This is a genomic window from Reichenbachiella faecimaris (assembly GCF_900176375.1).
GTDB lineage: Bacteria > Bacteroidota > Bacteroidia > Cytophagales > Cyclobacteriaceae > Reichenbachiella > Reichenbachiella faecimaris.
The window spans coordinates 452,611-470,828 of the sequence record NZ_FWYF01000002.1 but is presented as its reverse complement, the minus strand read 5'-3'; the positions used below and the strand labels follow the sequence as shown (position 1 = coordinate 470,828).

General features: G+C 41.6%; 11 protein-coding genes and 1 tRNA gene. 2 read left to right on the top strand and 10 right to left on the bottom strand.

Going from position 1 to position 18,218, the window contains the following annotated elements:
* Positions 1–17: 17 nt before the first annotated feature.
* The gene (locus B9A58_RS09880) at positions 18–3,290 is read right to left on the bottom strand and encodes a SusC/RagA family TonB-linked outer membrane protein (protein WP_084372684.1); all 3,273 of its coding nucleotides are present in this window, start codon (positions 3,288–3,290) and stop codon (positions 18–20) included.
* 483 nt (positions 3,291–3,773) lie between these two features.
* On the opposite strand from B9A58_RS09880, the gene B9A58_RS09875 reads away from it, so the two are divergent.
* Positions 3,774–5,177 carry an ATP-binding protein gene (locus B9A58_RS09875; RefSeq protein WP_245827053.1) on the top strand — a complete coding sequence of 468 codons (1,404 nt, stop codon included), beginning with the start codon at positions 3,774–3,776 and terminating at the stop codon, positions 5,175–5,177.
* A gap of 5 nt (positions 5,178–5,182) precedes the next feature.
* Here the strand turns inward: B9A58_RS09875 and B9A58_RS09870 are convergent, their stop codons facing one another.
* The 6 genes from B9A58_RS09870 to B9A58_RS09845 all read right to left on the bottom strand — a co-directional run bounded on the left by B9A58_RS09870 (position 5,183) and on the right by B9A58_RS09845 (position 12,290).
* The gene (locus tag B9A58_RS09870) at positions 5,183–6,238 is read right to left on the bottom strand and encodes a proline racemase family protein (protein WP_084372682.1); all 1,056 of its coding nucleotides are present in this window, start codon (positions 6,236–6,238) and stop codon (positions 5,183–5,185) included.
* 183 nt (positions 6,239–6,421) lie between these two features.
* The gene (locus tag B9A58_RS09865) at positions 6,422–7,666 is read right to left on the bottom strand and encodes an NAD(P)/FAD-dependent oxidoreductase (RefSeq protein ID WP_139793824.1); all 1,245 of its coding nucleotides are present in this window, start codon (positions 7,664–7,666) and stop codon (positions 6,422–6,424) included.
* A gap of 38 nt (positions 7,667–7,704) precedes the next feature.
* Complete coding sequence (locus tag B9A58_RS09860; protein WP_084372680.1) at positions 7,705–8,706, bottom strand: 4-hydroxyproline epimerase; 1,002 nt, start codon at positions 8,704–8,706, stop codon at positions 7,705–7,707.
* Positions 8,707–8,709: 3 nt separating this feature from the next.
* Positions 8,710–9,657 carry a bifunctional Delta(1)-pyrroline-2-carboxylate/Delta(1)-piperideine-2-carboxylate reductase gene (locus B9A58_RS09855; RefSeq protein ID WP_084372679.1) on the bottom strand — a complete coding sequence of 316 codons (948 nt, stop codon included), beginning with the start codon at positions 9,655–9,657 and terminating at the stop codon, positions 8,710–8,712.
* Positions 9,654–11,234, bottom strand: a complete 1,581-nt coding sequence (locus B9A58_RS09850) for an aldehyde dehydrogenase (NADP(+)) (protein ID WP_084372678.1) — start codon at positions 11,232–11,234, stop codon at positions 9,654–9,656. The genes B9A58_RS09855 and B9A58_RS09850 overlap by 4 nt, the downstream gene beginning before the upstream one ends.
* A gap of 135 nt (positions 11,235–11,369) precedes the next feature.
* Positions 11,370–12,290 (bottom strand): dihydrodipicolinate synthase family protein, encoded by a 921-nt coding sequence (locus B9A58_RS09845; RefSeq protein ID WP_084372677.1) that lies wholly within the window; start codon positions 12,288–12,290, stop codon positions 11,370–11,372.
* Between the two features lie 290 nt (positions 12,291–12,580).
* Here B9A58_RS09845 and B9A58_RS09840 point away from each other — a divergent pair, with 290 nt between their 5' ends.
* Positions 12,581–13,459, top strand: coding sequence for an AraC family transcriptional regulator (locus B9A58_RS09840; RefSeq protein WP_084372676.1), 879 nt, complete (start codon positions 12,581–12,583; stop codon positions 13,457–13,459).
* A gap of 341 nt (positions 13,460–13,800) precedes the next feature.
* On the opposite strand, the gene B9A58_RS09835 is transcribed toward B9A58_RS09840, so the two are convergent.
* From B9A58_RS09835 to B9A58_RS09825, 3 genes are all read right to left on the bottom strand, one after another.
* Positions 13,801–17,076, bottom strand: coding sequence for a VPS10 domain-containing protein (locus tag B9A58_RS09835; protein ID WP_084372675.1), 3,276 nt, complete (start codon positions 17,074–17,076; stop codon positions 13,801–13,803).
* Between the two features lie 178 nt (positions 17,077–17,254).
* Positions 17,255–17,329: transfer RNA gene (locus tag B9A58_RS09830), tRNA-Val, on the bottom strand.
* Positions 17,330–17,376: 47 nt separating this feature from the next.
* Positions 17,377–18,150 carry a class I SAM-dependent methyltransferase gene (locus B9A58_RS09825; RefSeq protein WP_084372674.1) on the bottom strand — a complete coding sequence of 258 codons (774 nt, stop codon included), beginning with the start codon at positions 18,148–18,150 and terminating at the stop codon, positions 17,377–17,379.
* Positions 18,151–18,218: the final 68 nt, after the last annotated feature.

Genomic DNA, 18,218 nt, shown 5'->3' with positions numbered 1-18,218 from the left:
TCTTTTCGTTCAATAAATTAAAACTGAGCTGTGATCTTAAATCCATAAGACTTTTCTCTTGGTAGCATTCCCCAGTCTATGCCTTGAGAATTGCCAACACCATAAGAGACTTCAGGATCGATAGGAGCATTCTTTTTCAGAATGGCAAGATTTCTTCCTGAAATTGAAATCACTACCCGGTTGAAGGGTGTTTTTCCAATGATTGATTTTGGTAAGGAATAGTTTAGGGACATCTCTCTCAACTTCACATAGCTGGCATCAAAGATCGAGGCAGCCTCAGGGTTGTTTGAATCATGATGTGCATCTGATGCAGAGATTCGTGTGGTGTTTTCTGAACCATCAGCCATCACACCATTTAGTACTACTCCACCTTGTGCGGGGTTAGCGATTTGGTTGCCATTGCCATCATCAACTGTGGCGCTGGGATCATTTCGGATCGGGTTGCCCAAATCATTTGTCCCAACTGTCTCGGCCGCATTGCCTGTTTCGCGTAGCCATCTGTGAGATTGCGAATAGATCTCACCACCTTCTTTGATGTCGATCAATACGTTCAAGCTTAAATTCCCATAAGTGAAAGTATTGGAAATACCTACTTCATAATCTGGTACAATACTGCCCAATACCTTGTAATCAGATAATTCATACGTTCCAAAACTGTTGATTACTTTGCGTCCTTGGTCGTCATATACATAATCTCTACCATAGAAGCTCCCATAATCTTCTCCTTTGATATGCAACTGACTAAGCTCATATACAGAAGCAATTTCGATACTTTCCAGTGACTCAGGTAGGTCTGTCACAGTGTTGTTGTTTTTGGAAAAATTGATATTGACATTCCAATTGAATTTGCCCAGTTGTAGTGGCGTAGCATTAAGAGCCAATTCAATACCGTCGTTTTCAATTTCACCAGTATTAGTATATGAATAATATACTCCACTAGATCCCGAAACAGGAACACTCAACAACTGATTGAAACTTCTTCTTTTGTACCAGGCAAAATCCAGCTTCAATCTGTTATTGAAGAAAGCCAATTCAGCGCCTAATTCTACATCTTTGGTGATTTCTGGCTCCAGATCTCCATTCACAGCAGTTTGCACGTAGTAAGCTGGGTTGCCATTGTATTTATCACCTGCAGTATAGTTTGGTACCTCATTCGTGCGATATCTTCTTGGGGCATTCCCAGTCTTTGCAAAGCTTGCTCTTAACTTACCAAAAGAAAGAGCAGAGAATGATTTGACTGCCTCTAATTCCGAAAACACGAAAGAAAGTGATCCTGCATAATACCCGAATTTGTGAGGTGCAGGCATAGCCGATGACCATTCATGACGATAAGATCCTTCAGCGTAGATTAGGTCAGCATAGCTTAGGTTCAAAGTACCATAAACCGCTTGATCCTTTCTTTCCTGATGATACTCGTCATAATTGATATTGTCGCTGGCGGAATTGCTAATCGCATAAACGCCTGGTAATACCAGACCATCTCGTGTACCTAAAATCGTGCGTTCCCAATTTTGCTGTCTGAAGTTGGCACCTACCAAAGCACTTATTCCTATTTGGTTATCAAAATGCTTTTCGATATTGGCAAAGAAGTCATAGTTCTGTTGCTTTTCTATGTCTGTGTTGATTGCATATAAAGGGTAGGCTCCTCTGCCTACAAATTCTACCACACCTCCTTTTGCTACTCGATAATCTCTAAAGAACTTAGAAAAATCTAGTCCCGCTCTACCAGTTACTTTCAGCCAATCTAGCACGTCATAAGTCAATTCATATTTTCCGTAGAAACGATCTCTGTTGTCACTTTGTACATTTTCGTTTCGTGTCCAATATGGATTGTCCCAATAGGCAGGATTAGGGTTGTCATATGCACTTCTATTCCAAGAACGCTGAACACCCTCATCATTTTTCCATTTGGTCATTCTGCTGATATCCAATTGACGCTGGTGCCAGTTGCCAAATGCAGCCATAATACTCAGGCCATCATCATCTGAATAACCAGTCCCTGCTCTTCCCTCAGCCTCAGATCGCACCACATTGGCGCTAAAGGTGGAGGTTAATTTTTCTGTCAATTGATTCGTCATAGACGCATTGAATGTTCTCCTGTCAAGGGTACTGTTTGGCATAGTACCGTCTATTCTATAGTCTGTATACCCTACTCTAAAGGAGTTTTTAGCATTTCCTCCTTCAATTGAGACATTTGAGCTGATGGCTACGCCTGTTTCAAAAAAGCTTTCAATGCCATTAGGTGTTGCTACCCAAGGCCTAACCTGTCCAAAATTTGCTGGGTCGGACTCATCCCAGCTGTCCCAGTGTCTTACGTTTCGATTGGGATCAAACCTAGGCCCCCAACTGGCGTCTGCATCATATTCTACCATTTCTTGTCCGTCGAAAGACGCCCATGAAGCTGGGTGTACAGCCGCGTCATAGGAAAAAACAGGCATGCTTTCTCCACCATAGCCACCACCATATTGGTTCTGATATTCTGGCAAGGTAGATTCATCAATTTTAGAAAATGTAACCCCTGAACTGACAGTCACTTTGGTTTTTCCTTGGCTTCCTTTTCTAGTAGTAATAAGAATTACCCCATTGGCCGCCCTAGAACCATAGAGCACAGAGGCACTACCACCTTTCAATACAGATACAGATTCGATATCATCAGGATTAATGTCAGATGCAGAATTACCAAAGTCATATCCTCCACCTCCAGATAGCTGAGATGAACTGTTGTAGGAGGAGTTATTTACAGGAACACCGTCCACCACAAAAAGCGGTTGATTGTTTCCTGATAGGGATGAATTCCCTCTGATCAGGATGTTGGTTCCTCCGCCCATAGTTGAAGCCGAGCGTACATTTACCCCTGCGATTTTACCTGACAGCGAACGGATGAAATTCTCCTCTTTGGCTGTGTTGATTGCACTGCCATCCACTTGCTGAACTGCATAACCTAAAGAGGCTTTGTCGCGCTCAAGGCCAAGTGCTGTTACAACTACCTCTGAAAGTTCAGTGGCATCTGCCTTCATAGAAACGTCTATTTGAGAACGTCCAGTAATTGCTACTTGCTCGGTAGCCATCCCAATGAAGGTGAAAAGAAGAGTGCTGCCTCCTGCAGGTACTTCTATTGAATAATTACCGTCAATATCCGTGACGGTTCCTGCGGCAGATCCCTCTACCAATACGGATACCCCAGGAAGGTTTTCTCCTTCCGACGAGACCGTTCCCTTGATGGTGCTTTGTGCCCACACGTTCGACATGACCGCACATATCGCGGATGTCATTAGTAAAAACTTTTTCATACTTAATGGTTTAGAATTAATACATAGCAGTCCAAGCCGATCGTCATCGGGACAGGGCTTGCTGTTTAATGGTAGGACTGAAGAAAATCAGCTAATTAAATGCGCAAAAATTAATACCTACTAAGGTGCGAATGGCTTCTTTTAAGTCTTTCGCAATGTAAAGGAGAGTATTATTTTCAGGAGAGTCATGTACTATATTGACCTATGGGAGTACATATTTGGTGAATAGATGTTTTTACATATTACATGTATTGTTGTTGATGTATCAATGCAAATAATCTATTGATGTATTGTGAAATACAATAGATAAAACTGTATTGTGTTGTTTTGAAATGATAGTATTTTAACCTGTTCTAGAATTCAGGTAAATATTCATTTAAGATCAATGCTTTGATCTTAAATTATTAATAATATCTTTGTGTAAGATCAAATCATTGACTCTATATGGCAATAAAATTTTCTCAGGAACAGGTCATTTCTAGGATGAAATTTGAAAACCCATGGTGGGCATCGGGTAAAATTGATGACTATTATGGAAAAATGAAAAGACGTGAATATTTTCAGCTCTTTCACCCATTAGTATTGGAAAGATCTGTCAAAAGAGCTATGGTACTCATGGGACCAAGAAGGGTAGGAAAAACTGTAATGCTTTATCACTCCATAGATGAATTATTAAGCAATGAAATCCCTCAAAAGCAAATTTGCTACTTTTCCATAGAGACTCCATTGTATAATGGAATTGCCCTAGAGGAATTGTTGAATCTTTACATAGACCTACATCAGTTTGATGTTAGCAAAGAGCTGTATGTATTCTTTGATGAAATCCAATATTTGAAGGATTGGGAATTGCATTTGAAGTCTCTAGTTGATTCTTATCACAATTTCAAATTTATTGTATCAGGTTCGGCAGCGGCTGCGTTGAAACTTAAAAGTCAGGAATCTGGAGCAGGAAGATTCACTGAGTTTTTGTTGCCTCCTTTGACTTTTCATGAGTTTCTACTACTTACAGATAATGATCACCTTATTCAAGCGAAGGAAAACACTATAAATGCGGATGAGTTCAAAATTGAGTATAATAGCTATGAACCGACTGATATAGTTTTACTTAATGAAAAATTCATTGATTATATCAATTACGGAGGTTATCCCGAAGTGTCACTATCTGAGACGATACAATCAGACCCTGGAAGATATATAAGAAATGATATTATTGATAAGGTGCTCATGCGTGACTTACCTAGTTTATATGGTATAAGCGATATTCAAGAATTGAATTCCTTGTTTACCTATATAGCTTACAATTCAGGGAATGAAATGTCTTTAGAAGGAATCGCTTCTAATTCTGGAGTTGCAAAAAATACGATCAAAAAGTACTTAGGATATTTGGAGGCAGCATTTTTGATAAAAACAATTCATCGTATTGATCAGAACGGGAAGAAGTTTAAAAGAGCTAATTTTTTTAAAGTGTACTTAACTAACCCATCATTAAGAAGTGCACTTTTTTCACCAATACAGATTTCAGATGAATTTATTGGTAATATGGTAGAAACTGCCATTTTTTCGCAATGGCAGCATAATTACTTTTTTCAACTGTTCTATGCTAGATGGCAGAATGGAGAAGTTGATCTTGTGCATATGCCAGATGGATTAAAGTTTAGTATGTGTCTAGAGATTAAGTGGTCTAATAGATTTGTTGATAATCCACATGAATTGAAAAGTGCAATTCATTTTTGTAAGAGGCACAAAATTAGTCAACTAAAAATTACGACAATAGACATTACCGAGGTAAAAAAGTATCAAAATATTGATTTCCATTTTGTTCCCGCTAGTTTGTATGCATATGAAGTTGGTAGAAATAGCATTTGGCTTAAGCAAGGTTTTTCCTGATAAATTCACCTCAAAAGAAAACCTTCTTTAAATGAATCTTTTGGGTCTATCAGGAATTCATTTTGTCCTGTGATATGAGCTGTGCCTTCCACCTGGGGAATGACAGCATCAAAGGAGCCATATTGTTCTTCTTTGTAAACCGAACCCATAAAAACTGAACCCAGTATACTTTCTATTGACATAAATTCTCCATCATTCAGCTCCCCTCTTTTATGATGAATGGCCATTCGACCTGACACACCAGAGCCTGTAGGAGATCGATCTACTTCTCCCGCAGCGAAGATGCAGACATTTCTAGAATCGATATGATTGGAGTGAGACTTTCCAGTGAATATGGTACCATAGAGCTCACTCAAGTCTGGCTCAAAAGGATGATGGATTTGATCGTTTGATTTTATGACTGCTTGTTTGATGGCTGTACCTTTTCCTATCAATTGTTGGTAATTGTCTGGGGTCATTTTAATACCATATTGGTCAGCATCCACGTAGGCGTAAAAAGCTCCTCCGTAGGCCAAGTCGTACTGAATCAGCCCAAGTTCTTCTACTTCCACTTCATAATTTAACCCCACTACAAAAGAAGGCACACAATGAAAATAGACAGATGCCACTTCTCCGTTTTTGATTCGAGCAAAGCTTTCAAGTCGGCCACATGGCGCGTCAATAACAACTTTAGTGACGGGTTCTACTTTTTCCACCCATCCCATTTCCACAGCCAATTTGGTTATGGCGATGGTCGCATGACCGCACATGGTACTGTAACCTTCGTTGTGGAGAAAAAGAATGCCAAAATCTGCCCTATCGTCATTTGGAGGAACAAGTATGCCCCCATACATATCTGCATGACCACGTGGTTCATACATGAGTGCTGTGCGAAGATGGTCATGATTTTCTTTCATGAATCGTCTGTATTCTAGTACATTATTTCCTTTCAATTCGGGTAGTCCACTTAGAATTACTCTCAATGGTTCCCCACCTGTGTGCATATCTATGGTTTTGATTTTTAACCAGTCGGAGGGAGGGGTGAAGGTTTGGTGGGCTAGAGATCTTTTGTAAGTATCCATATTCAATATTTGTATTAATTGTTATGGAGTTAATCTAGCTCCAATGTCATATCAAACATTGCCTTCAGGCCAGGCTGGCCCTTACTTTTTTCATTGCCAAAAAAGTAAGCAAAAAGGCTAGAAAATTTTAAAACTCCTACGACACCGTCGTCCTCGGACAGAAAAATTTTCGAATGAGGTGATCTAACTATATCGCTCTACAGCCAGCAAAGTATCATCCAGATGTGGTGTGTTTTCCTGAGCAATTTCACAGACTAACTGACCAGTAACTGGTCCTAGAGAAATACCCAGCATGGCATGTCCTGTAGCTACGATCAGGTTGTCAAATTTTTTGGTTTTGCCGATATATGGCATCCCGTCAGGAGAACACGGCCTTAGTCCAGCCCATGGTTTTACATCTGCAAAAGAATCCTGATTGAATTGAGGAAAGTAATCAGGGATAGATTTTTGAATGCCTAAAACTCTTCTGGGATTGATCGAAAGGTCTAACCCATTGACTTCCATGGTACCTGCAAATCGTAAGCCATGTTGCATAGGTGTTACCGCCACGCGTGCCTCAGTTAGGATAGAGGCTGTTTTTGGCAGGACAGGTGTATCTTTCACCTCAAAACTGTAGCCCTTTCCACCTTGGAGTAAAATTTTAATTCCCAATTGCTTCAAAAATTTAGCTGTCCAGGAACCAGTCGCAATCACAAACTGATCTGCTTCTATTTTGCCCTTTTCCGTAAGGAGGGTCTTGATGTGTCCATGATTCTTTTCTGCGTCAAGAACCTTGGTATTGAATTGAAACGCTACCCCCTGAGTTTTCAGATATTGTTGAAATCCGCTCATGAAGGAGTTGGGTGTAAACCAAGCATCATTTTTAAAGTGCACGGCACCCACAGTATCAATCTCGAAACCAGGATTGAGTTTTTCTGCCTGGGACGAGGAAAGTATATCTACTGCCTGTCCATACTGTCTTGCCAATTCGGCTATCTCTGCTTCTTCGTCCAGCACATGCTGGGACTTGCAATACATCAACAGGCCTTTGTTGTCGAACCCAGCATCAATTTTAGTGTTGGCCAAAATCTCCTCAATCAATGTCCGACTCTCCATCAGCATTTGATTTAGAATGGGTACAGCCTGGTTGACCCTCTTTTTTGTAGATGCCCTAAAGAACTGCCAGCTCCATTTGGCAAGATTTACATCAAGACTTGGTTTGATGTAAAACGGGCTTTCAGGGTTTGTCATCCATTTTAGTCCTTGGGCAACGATTCCTGGCGAAGCCAGTGGCACCATGTGGCTGGGGCTGAAAAATCCAGCATTTCCAAATGAACAATTGTTAGATCCATCACCTTCATCTATGACAGTGACTTCATACCCCTGTTTGTTCAGATAATATGCCGAACAGAGTCCGATCATTCCGCTGCCTACTATTGCTATTTTCAATGATTTAGTAATTTAATTTCCATTGATTTATTCATCGTCTAGATCACCTGAAACCCATGAGCATACGGATCATCATCATCAATGATAATGTTGTTGTACCCGGTCACCTGTGCCCAACCTTGAATACTAGGTATAATTGCTGGTTTATCTCCCAAAGTAGTTTCTTCTACGACTCTCCCAATAAATTTAGAGCCTATGTAACTCTCGTGCACAAATTCTTCACCTGTTTTTAACTTTCCTTTGGCGTGCCATTGGGCCAGGCGAGCGGAGGTGCCTGTGCCACATGGCGAACGATCAATGGCTTTATCTCCATAGAATACGGCATTTCTTGCAGTTGAAGTGGGGTCTATGGGATCGCCAGTCCAGAGCATGTGGGATAGTCCTCGTATGGTGTCATTTTCTGGATGCACAAACTCGTACTTGTCGTTGATTTTATTGCGGAGCTCTTGACTCCACCTGATCAAATCTCCAGCAGTAGTTTTATGTACGCCTTCGAAATTTTTCTGTGGATCTACTATGGCATAAAAGTTTCCACCATAGGCTACTTCGAAAGTGAGCTCCCCTAAGTCGTTACTTTCAATGGTCAGGTTTTCAGCAGCTAAGTAAGATTTGACATTTATCAATTTCACCCATTTCACTTTTTTCCCTTCTTGTAAATATTCTACTAGAACCAATCCCGCAGGTGTTTCTAACCTTAATTTACCAGTTTCTTTAGGTGTAATCAACCCTTCCTCAATAGCAATAGTCACAGTACCAATCGTGCCGTGTCCGCACATGGGTAAGCAGCCACTGGTTTCTATAAAAAGAACACCTGCATCGTTCTGAGGATTAGAAGGGGGGAAGAGAATGCTGCCCGACATCATATCATGACCGCGTGGTTCGAACATCAAACCCGTTCGAATCCAATCGTAGTCCTTGAGAAAATGCTGTCGTTTTTCACTCATATTAGCACCCATCAGATTGGGTCCTCCTCCAGCGACCACCCTCACTGGGTTACCACAGGTATGAGCATCTACACAAAAAAAGGTTTTTCTAGACATGCGTTAGTTGTTTTGAGATTTATCAAAGGCCAAGGTAGCAGTCGCCAAATCTTCTAAGGCATGACCTACTGATTTGAAACAGGTAATTGTTTCTTGTGCTCGCTTTACTTCTTTTTTGCCTTGAGCCAGTTCAAATAAATCAGCCTTGATGTCTTCCATTTTAAATGTACCCTTAGCAATTGGAATGGCCAAGTCACCTGTTTCTTTAGTGGCTCCTGCCATACTATCCACATACACTTCAGCTTTAGCCAATACTTCGTCGTCCATTTCGCGCATGTCGGGTTTGTAGGCACCAATCATATCCAGATGCTGTCCAGGTTTCAAATACTTGCCGAAAACTAACGCGGTAGGACTGAGTGTGGCACAGCTGATGATGTCTGCTTGTTTCATCCCTTCTTCAATCAATGAAACAGTTTTCATAGCTACTCCAGAGATTGAAATAGAATCAATTACATGTTGCGCTTTGCTTGCTGATCTTCCCCAAACCAAAACTTGGGTAATCGGACGAACAGAACAATGGGCCTGGATCAACTCTGTAGATAGTGTTCCTGTGCCAATAACCAGAAGTGTCTGGCTGTCTTTTCTGGATAAATATTTTGAGGCTAAAGCTGAGGCAGCAGCTGTTCGTTTGGCAGTTAATTTTTTAGCATCCATCAAAGCCTTGGGTGTACCAGTTTGCAAGTCGAAATAGATGTAAAGCCCCTGAATGGATGGAAGATTGTGTTTAGTATTATGAGGCGATACATTCACGATTTTCACCCCTAGATTTTCACCATTGTCCCAAGCAGGCATAAGGAGTAGAGTAGACTCCATTCCCTCTTTTGGATTTGGGTATTGATGATGGTGCCGCATGGGGATATTGTAATCCTGAGCAAATGCCTCATTGATCTTTGGAATCAATTCGTCATAGTTTAGTAGCTGCTCTAGTTCCTCTGCCTCTATGTATTTCATACACCATTATTTGTCCAGATGCCATCTACACTTCGCCAGATACCATTGGGGTTTTCGTTTTTCAGTTCGTCAGGCAACAAAAACTGAGGTGCGTTTTGATAAGAGACGGGTCTTGCAAATCTTTTGATGGCATCAGATCCTACAGAAGTAAATCTGCTATCAGTGGCTGCCGGAAATGGCCCTCCATGCTGCATGGAAGAGCAAACTTCCACGCCTGTAGGCACGCCATTGTAAATCAAGCGTCCTGTCTTTTTTTCAGCTGAATGAATCTGTTTTTCAAATGTTTTCAAATCATTTTCATTGCCCATGAAAGTAATGGTTAATTGCCCACTGAGCTGTGTAATGACTTCATCTAACTGAGATTGATCCCTGCATGTGACAATCAAGGAGTAAGGGCCAAATACTTCATGTTGCAAATTAGGATTGCTCAGGAAGTCTGTGGCAGATACCCTCGCGACGGCAGCGTTAGCGCCATTGCGAGGGGTTTCCACATTATTCGAACTAATTAATTTTACTCCGTTTTGGGTTAATGAAGTTTCTTTGTTTTTGGAAAAGCTATTGGCAATTCCTTCGTTGAGCATGGTTGCTGCTGCACTTGTTGTGATTTCATGAGCCAATGTTTCACAAAACTGGTCCAATTCTCGACTTTCGAGCCCTATCAGTAACCCTGGATTGGTACAAAACTGACCTACACCTAAGGTGATTGATCCCGCATAAGTTTTGGCTAGATCGTTGGTTTCAGCTTTTAGTTTTTCTGGTAAGAAGATCACAGGATTGATGCTTCCCATTTCAGCGAAAACTGGAATGGGTTCATCTCTTTCTATGGCCATTTTGTAAAGTGCCATACCACCATCCAAAGAACCTGTGAAGGCGACGGCTTTTGTATTTGGATGTTTAACCAATGTAGTTCCTAACTCAAATCCTTCTCCAGCCAAAGAGGAATAAACACCATCTGGCATTCCCGTTTTTTCAGCTGCCCTGGCAATCGCGTCAGATACTAATTCATTAGTTTGCAAATGAGAGTTATGTGCTTTGACTACGACAGGACAGCCAGAAGCTAATGCAGAGGCCGTATCACCACCAGCTGTAGAGAAAGCCAAAGGAAAATTACTGGCCGTAAAGACAACTACAGGTCCAATGGGTCTGAGCATTTTTCTGATGTCAGGCTTTGGCAAAGGTTCGCGGCTAGGCTGGGCGGTGTCAATCGTGGCTTCTACCCAAACCCCGTCTCTCAGGAGGGAAGCGAATAATTTTAATTGTCCCATAGTTCGGCCACGCTCGCCAACAATTCGCCCCTCAGGTAATGCAGATTCTTCCATGGCCGCATGCACAAGCTCATCACCAAGGTTCAGGATTTCATCAGCTATAGCTTCTAAAAACTGAGCCCTTTTTTCAGGAGAGGTTTGACTGTAGCTATCGAAAGCAATTTTTGCTTTTGTCATGGCAGCCTCAATATCCTCTGAGGTAGCTCCTTTGAATTTGCCTGCTCTGGTTTCTGCCTTGGCGGGGTTAAAAGATTGCAGTGTGGCTGTTCCTTTGTCTGATAATTCGAATCCTATCCTGTTGTTTCCGTGCATGGGGTAATGTTTTAAATATTTACAACGTCATTGCGAGGAGGAGCGACGAAGTAATCTCATTCTTTTAAAAGGGGCTAAGATTGCTTGACTAAAGCGTAGCGCTTCGCTCGCAATGACGGTTTTATCTTTATTATATTAAACAGCTAACGCCTTGTAATCAGGGAGTACTGGTCTCGATTTGATGCCAGCATCAATGATGGCCAGTACTTCTTCTCTTTCTTTACCTATCAGTGGCAAACGTGGTGCTCTTACATGCTCTGTGCCAATACCTGCTGCTACTTCGGCTAGCTTGATGTATTGTACCAATTTTGGATGCAAATCCAATTCGCACAATGGCATAAACCAACGGTTGATGGCTACAGCCTCCTCGATTCGACCTGCTTTCATCAATTCATAAATAGCGACAGTTTCAGCAGGGAAGGCGCATACCAATCCGCCAACCCATCCGTCAGCGCCATTGACCAAAGTCTCAACGGCTAAAGTGTCTACCCCGCAAAGAACAGCGTATCTATCGCCAAATTTGCTTTTCAAACGAGTGACGTTTGTCACATCTCTAGTTGATTCTTTGATGGCTTGAATATTGGCTATTGGAGCCAATTCTTCAAACATGTCTATGGTTACTTCAATCTTATAGTCAACAGGATTGTTGTAAATCATAATTGGGAGAGACGTGGAAGCCGCTACCGCTTTGAAGTACTCTACCGTTTCTCTGTCATCTGCTTTATATCTCATTGGAGGCAAAAGCATGAGTCCATTGGCGCCGTTGCTTTCGGCTCTTTTGGCGGCTGCTATCGCTCCTCTGGTGCTTTGTTCGGCAATATTGATCACCACAGGGATGTCCCCTTTAGTCACTTCAATAGTAGTTTTGATCAACTGATCTTTTTCTTCCTCTGTGAGGGTACTGGCTTCGCCCAAGGTACCGCCTAAGATGACACCATGAATGCCTGAGGCGAGTTGGACTTCAAGGTTCTTTTTGAAGGCGTCTAAATCAAGATTGTCGTTTTGATCGAACTTGGTGGTAATTGCGGGGTATACGCCTTGCCAATTAATTTTCATGTCTTTACTGTTTAAAATATCCTTAGGTCAATTAGAGTCAATCAGGGGAAACAAGGCTGTACCCAGCTGATTTGTTGACTTCCTATTCCAATTTAAAATTTTTGTAAAAGTAGACCAAGGGAAAATGCGTGGCTTATCAATATTTGATTGATGCTGGTATGATATTGACATCATTTAAGGGATTATTTTGATATTGATGTATAAATAATATCTTTTGTAGTCAAATGTGGTACAGTGGATTGCATTTGTTTACTGAAGCAGCTATTTAGAAAATGATAATTTGATGAGTTATGAAGGTATTACCATTTAAGATTCCGAAGACAGACGATTCCTCATTTAGGGTGCAAGTAGATATTATGCCCCAGTTCTACGACATTCTTCATCAGCATCCCGAATCTCAAATCACACTGATCGTGAAAGGTCATGGGACAGTGATCCAAGGGGACTATATCGGCAATTTCTCCGAAGGTGATGTATTTATTTTTGGAGCTAATGTACCTCATGTGCTCAAAAGTGATCCTTCTTATTATGATGAGGACAGTACAGAAATGTGTCATGCTATCTGTGTATTTTTTGATTCCGAAAGTTTTGGAAAAGACTTCTTTGAATTGCCTGAGATGCGCAGTGTCAATGATTTTATGCGGAAAAGTGTGAGAGGCTTGCGGCTCAATGGTGATGCCAAGCGGAGAGTCTCAAAAATCATTATAGAGATAGAAGAGCACGATGGGATTACTAAAATTATTTCCCTGCTCAATATTTTTAACTTGCTAAGTCAGACTGATGAACATCAATGGTTGTCCAAAGAGCCTCATAATCTGAATGTAGATGAGTCCGAAGGCAAGCGCCTGAATGATATCTTCCAATTCACTATGCGTGAGTATCACCGTCCGATCACATTGGATGAAGTAGCAGAAGTGGCTAATATGACGCCCTCTGCTTTTTGTAGATATTTTAAACAAAGAACTAGAAAGACTTATGTGAGCTTCCTCAATGAATTGAGGGTGGCGCATGCGTGCAAGCTGCTTTTGAATAAAGAGATCAACGTGACAGAGGTATGTTATCGCTCAGGCTTCGTGAACCTTTCTAATTTCAATCGAAAATTCAAGTCATTGACCAATCACACCCCTTCACAATATCAGAAAGTGCATTTTCAAGAGCAGTTGCTTTGATAAAACGGGACGTCATTACACAAGGCAACCAAAGGGAGCCTTTGGGTAATCTGTTAGAGCAATGATCTGCTCTTTATTATCAATCTGCCAGTAGCTAGCGATTGCCCGGGCTGACGCTGGGCAATGACATTATTATTCCATGTTTGAGGTTTTAGGCATTTCAAATGCCCAGGAAGTTATAGTCGCAATACAATTGCGACCTAGCGGAATTTGTTAGCCTCCCTTGGCAATTATATCAAATTCAAAAACAAAAAAAGGTGATGCCACTTTGACATCACCTTTTTGTTTCATAAAAATTCAAAGCTCAGGGTTTAAACCTGAACCTATGATGAATAAGCGTACTATTCCAAAAACGTCAAATTCCTTGGCGTGTAAGGCGCACCTGCAGCTTTGAGTTGTTTTTTGAAATTGGCCATCTTCACTTCAAGCAGTTCTTTGGTGGCAGCGTAAACTGGCTCTAGTTCTTCTGCTGTGATTTTGTACACGTCCTGATGCGTCTGTGTTGGGGCAGAGGTAGAAGTGGCCTGTTCTGATCCCAGTGATCCCACTCGGCTGCTCAATGATGGCACTTGTCCCATGTCGAGACTCGATTTATAAGGATCACCATTTACTTTAATACTCAGAGCATTCAATTCGTCTTTGATGGATTGGTAAGTCGTCATCAATTCACTTTGTGCGGTTGGTGTTTCCAAAATCGCTGCTTTGATATACTTCATGTCACTATTCATTTCGCTGATAGCCTGGGCTACGCTAGACGCTCGGCCTTCCAATATGCCGACCTTGGTCATAAACTCCGCTAAGGCTGCTCTGTCAGCTGTGGGCAAAGTGGTATTGTTGATTGGAATCAGATTGAAGGACTGCTTGCCTAATACCGTTTCCTTGCCATCTATGACCGAAGACATCGTCACTGAGTAATTACCTGGAGCCACCATGGTGCCCTCATTGGTGCCTGCCCAAGGATTGTAGAATGCAGGTGTACTTAGGTCTATTGGGCCTTTTGGCGTGTTGCGCAAATCCCAGTTGATCCTATTGATGCCCTTAGCAGGGGTAGTGCTGAGTTTTCTGACGACATTTCCTTTTGAATCTTGAACTGTAAAAAGCAATTCAGGTTTCTCTTCTTCTTTTTCTGCCTTTAGTGCCTCATAGGTAGGGAAATAATTGTCAGCCTTCTTTTTTAGGTTTTCGGCTTCTTGCTCCTTTCTCTGGTCTGCTTTAGATTTGATGTCGTCTTTGATGAAGTAGGTAAAGATCACCTCAGAACCTAAATTTTCGGCAGTGTAGAAGTTATCTCCTTGCATAGATTTGCCTTTCAGTCCATAAGGATAGGAGTATTCAAAAAGCAAACCCTCTCTTACTTGATAGAGTTGAGCGGCACTATTCAAAGTGCTACTAATATTCCTCAGTGCAGCGTAATCATCCAGCACATAAAAGCCGCGTCCAAATGTGCCCAGTACCAAATCATTTTCATCCTTTTGGATGGCCATGTCACGCACGGCAATGGTAGGCAATCCAGCTTTGAGCTGCTTCCATTCCCGTCCACCATTGTCTGAGAAAAAGGCGCCAAATTCAGTTCCGGCAAAAAGCAGATTGGCATCCTCATGATCTTCTTCGATACAGTAGGTAGAACCACGTGCTGGTAGATTTCCACTTATGCTCGTCCAGGTGCTTCCTTGATCTGTAGTTTTCAAAAGGTATGGTTTGAAATTGCCTCTTTTATGGTCGTTGAATACGGCATAGATCACATTTTTGTCATGCTTGGAAGTGAATACCATATTCACATAGGTATTAGTTGGAATACCAGGAAAGCTGGAAGATTTGTTCCATGACTTTCCACCATCTTTAGAGATTTGAATGAGTCCGTCATCCGTGCCTACCACGAGTAGATTTTCATCTAATGAAGATTCAGAGAAAGCCACTATAGTCCCATAAGGTGAAGTGGAGCCATTTTTAGCGACGGCATCCACACTCCAAATTCGATCCATCACTTCTAGTTTGTTTCTGTCTATTTGGGCTGTGAGGTCATCACCTAGTACTTCCCAACTGTTGCCTCTATTCTCACTGCGGAATAGTTTGTTGGCGGCAAAGTACAGTCTTTGTGGTTTGTGATGGCTCACTTGAAGTGGTGCATCCCAATTCCAACGGTATTCATTTTCTCCTTTTCTTTCTTTGGGCTGGATACCTTTTTGTTCTCCGCTTTTCTTGTCGAATCGTGTCAATCCACCATACTGATATTGGGCATACACAATGTCAGTATTCTCAGGGTCAATTTGAGTTTCAAATCCGTCGCCGTTTTGTGTAATGTACCAGTCTGCATTGACGATACTGCTGGCACTGACCGTTCTGGATGGGCCACCCATGCTGAGGTTGTCTTGCGTGCCACCATAGATATGATAAAATGGTTTGGCATTGTCTACAGAGACTTTATAAAACTGAGTAATGGATAGGTTGTCTTTGTAAGACCAGTGCTTGCCACTGTTCCAGGTTTCATAAATCCCGCCATCACACCCGGCGAGCAGGTGGTTGGTATTTTTTGGATTGATCCACAAACAATGGTTGTCCACGTGTTTAGCATCTTCCCCTACGTTTTTAAAAGATCGCCCACCATCCACAGAGACTTGCATCCAGGTGTTCATGCTATAGATTTTATCTGGGTCAAGTGGGTCTGCTACTAGTTCTTGATAGTAATTGCCACTTGAGGTATAACTACTTCTTTTCTCCCACGATTCTCCTCTTGTGGTGGAAATATAAAAGCCTCCCTCACCTCTGGCTGCTTCTACTATGGCGTAGATATATTCTGGGTTGGCTGCGGAAATAGCCAGACCAATTCGACCCAAATCCACTGTTGGCAATCCACTGTTGATTACTTTCCACGTCTTTCCTCCATCCGTAGATTTGTGAATGCCTGATCCTGGCCCTCCACCTATGTAGGTAAATACATGACGTCTTCTTTGGTGCGAAGTCGCGTAAAGTACTTCTGAATTTCTTGGATCCATGTGAACTTCATTGATACCTGTGTGCTTGTCGACGTGTAATACTCTCTGCCAGTTTTCACCACCATTGGTGGTTTTATAAAGACCTCTATCTCCACCCTCGCTCCATAGCGGACCTATGGCAGCTACATAAACCACATCTGAGTTGTTGGGGTCAACTACAATCGAACCAATATGTTCTGACTTTTCCAGACCCATGTTTTTCCATGTTTTACCTCCATCCAATGATTTATAAACGCCATCGCCATAGGCAACACTTCTTTGGTTATTGTTTTCACCAGTCCCTACCCAGATCACGTTGGAGTTGTTGGGATCCATAGTGACTACACCAGTAGAGTAGCTGCCTTGACTATCAAAAACGGGTTCGTAGGTGTTGCCATTATTTACCGTTTTCCATACTCCACCAGAAGCTACAGCTACAAAATATTCCGTGGGATTATTAGGATTGACTGCAAAGTCAGCGATTCGGCCAGACATGAGTGCAGGGCCGACATGACGAAATTTTAGCCCATCTATAGATGTTTCGTTCAGTGCTGATTTAATCGAACTGGGGGAAGATGACTTTCTTTTTTGGGCAGTGGATGTTAGGGTGATAACTATCAGTAATAGGGTTGTGAGTTGTTTCATTAGATATCAGTTTGATTCAATAGAACAAGAAAGGTACATCAAACGAATTGATAGAAACAAATCAAAAAATGGGGGAGGTAAATAAATGGTTTGAATGGGAACGTCTTCACCCTAACAGGGTTTTAAACCCTGTTAGGGTTAAATGAAAAAAGACAACCATTTCTGATTGTCTTTCAAGTGGGTCGTACTGGATTCGAACCAGCGACCTCCGCCCTGTCAAGGCGGCGCTCTAAACCAGCTGAGCTAACGACCCGTTTATATTGGGAGCAAATCTAAATAATTTGTTATGCTGTACAAGCACTATTTTGTCACCACACAGAAAAGATCAAGGTTTTCTTCATGCTCATCTCTCAGGAAATAGTCATTTCTATCAATCTCCGTAACCAACCCTTCATCTTGTTTTTGAAGATTATTTCTATTCAATCTATTCAATAGGTCATAGGGAATTCTTAGCAAAGCATTAGGCAAACGATACTGTAAATTGAAAATATCAAATCGAGTGATTTTGGCAACGGATGCTCTGTTTTGCTCATAATATTCCATCACTTTTTCATTGCCAGCAATGCCTTTCATTTCTACTTTAGAGAAAATGCTCCCAGCCAATTCTTTCAATTCCTGATTCGTGTATTCTCTTTCATGCCATGGATTTCTAGAAAGAGACATTTTTGTATTAGGGGTGGTTATTACGGCTTGCCCGCCTGGCTTCAGCACTCTATGAATTTCTTCTAAAAACAGTTTGTCGTTTTTAATATGTTCGATCACCTGAAAAGTGATCACAGTATCAAAAGAGTCATTTGGGATGTCATCAAAAGGAGGGAAAACTACCGCTCTAAATTCTACCTCAGGAAACTGGGGCTTCAAATTATCTACTACCTCTTCAATCTTATCAAGAGCCAAATAGTCATCAGCTAAAGGAGCGAGTACAGCAATTCCACGGCCTTCTCCACAGCCAGGTTCAAGTACTTTTCCTTTTACATAAGGCTTGGCTTCATAGTACGCTTGAAGCAATCTCTGGTGTATGGGGTTGTCAGATACTATTTTGTCTGATGCAATTTCTGTAGTGTATGTCGCCATAGGCCGCAAAAATAAGTCAATTTTATACGTTAGTGTCCAATTTGATTTATATTAGTTTTATGTGCATT

Bases quoted from the DNA above. Each gene is read 5' to 3' on its own strand.
- B9A58_RS09880 (WP_084372684.1), bottom strand. From the start codon at position 3,290: ATGAAAAAGTTTTTACTAATGACATCCGCGATATGTGCGGTCATGTCG.
- B9A58_RS09875 (WP_245827053.1), top strand. From the start codon at position 3,774: ATGAAATTTGAAAACCCATGGTGGGCATCGGGTAAAATTGATGACTAT.
- B9A58_RS09870 (WP_084372682.1), bottom strand. From the start codon at position 6,238: ATGGATACTTACAAAAGATCTCTAGCCCACCAAACCTTCACCCCTCCC.
- B9A58_RS09860 (WP_084372680.1), bottom strand. From the start codon at position 8,706: ATGTCTAGAAAAACCTTTTTTTGTGTAGATGCTCATACCTGTGGTAAC.
- B9A58_RS09855 (WP_084372679.1), bottom strand. From the start codon at position 9,657: ATGAAATACATAGAGGCAGAGGAACTAGAGCAGCTACTAAACTATGAC.
- B9A58_RS09850 (WP_084372678.1), bottom strand. From the start codon at position 11,234: ATGCACGGAAACAACAGGATAGGATTCGAATTATCAGACAAAGGAACA.
- B9A58_RS09845 (WP_084372677.1), bottom strand. From the start codon at position 12,290: ATGAAAATTAATTGGCAAGGCGTATACCCCGCAATTACCACCAAGTTC.
- B9A58_RS09840 (WP_084372676.1), top strand. From the start codon at position 12,581: ATGAAGGTATTACCATTTAAGATTCCGAAGACAGACGATTCCTCATTT.
- B9A58_RS09835 (WP_084372675.1), bottom strand. From the start codon at position 17,076: ATGAAACAACTCACAACCCTATTACTGATAGTTATCACCCTAACATCC.
- B9A58_RS09825 (WP_084372674.1), bottom strand. From the start codon at position 18,150: ATGGCGACATACACTACAGAAATTGCATCAGACAAAATAGTATCTGAC.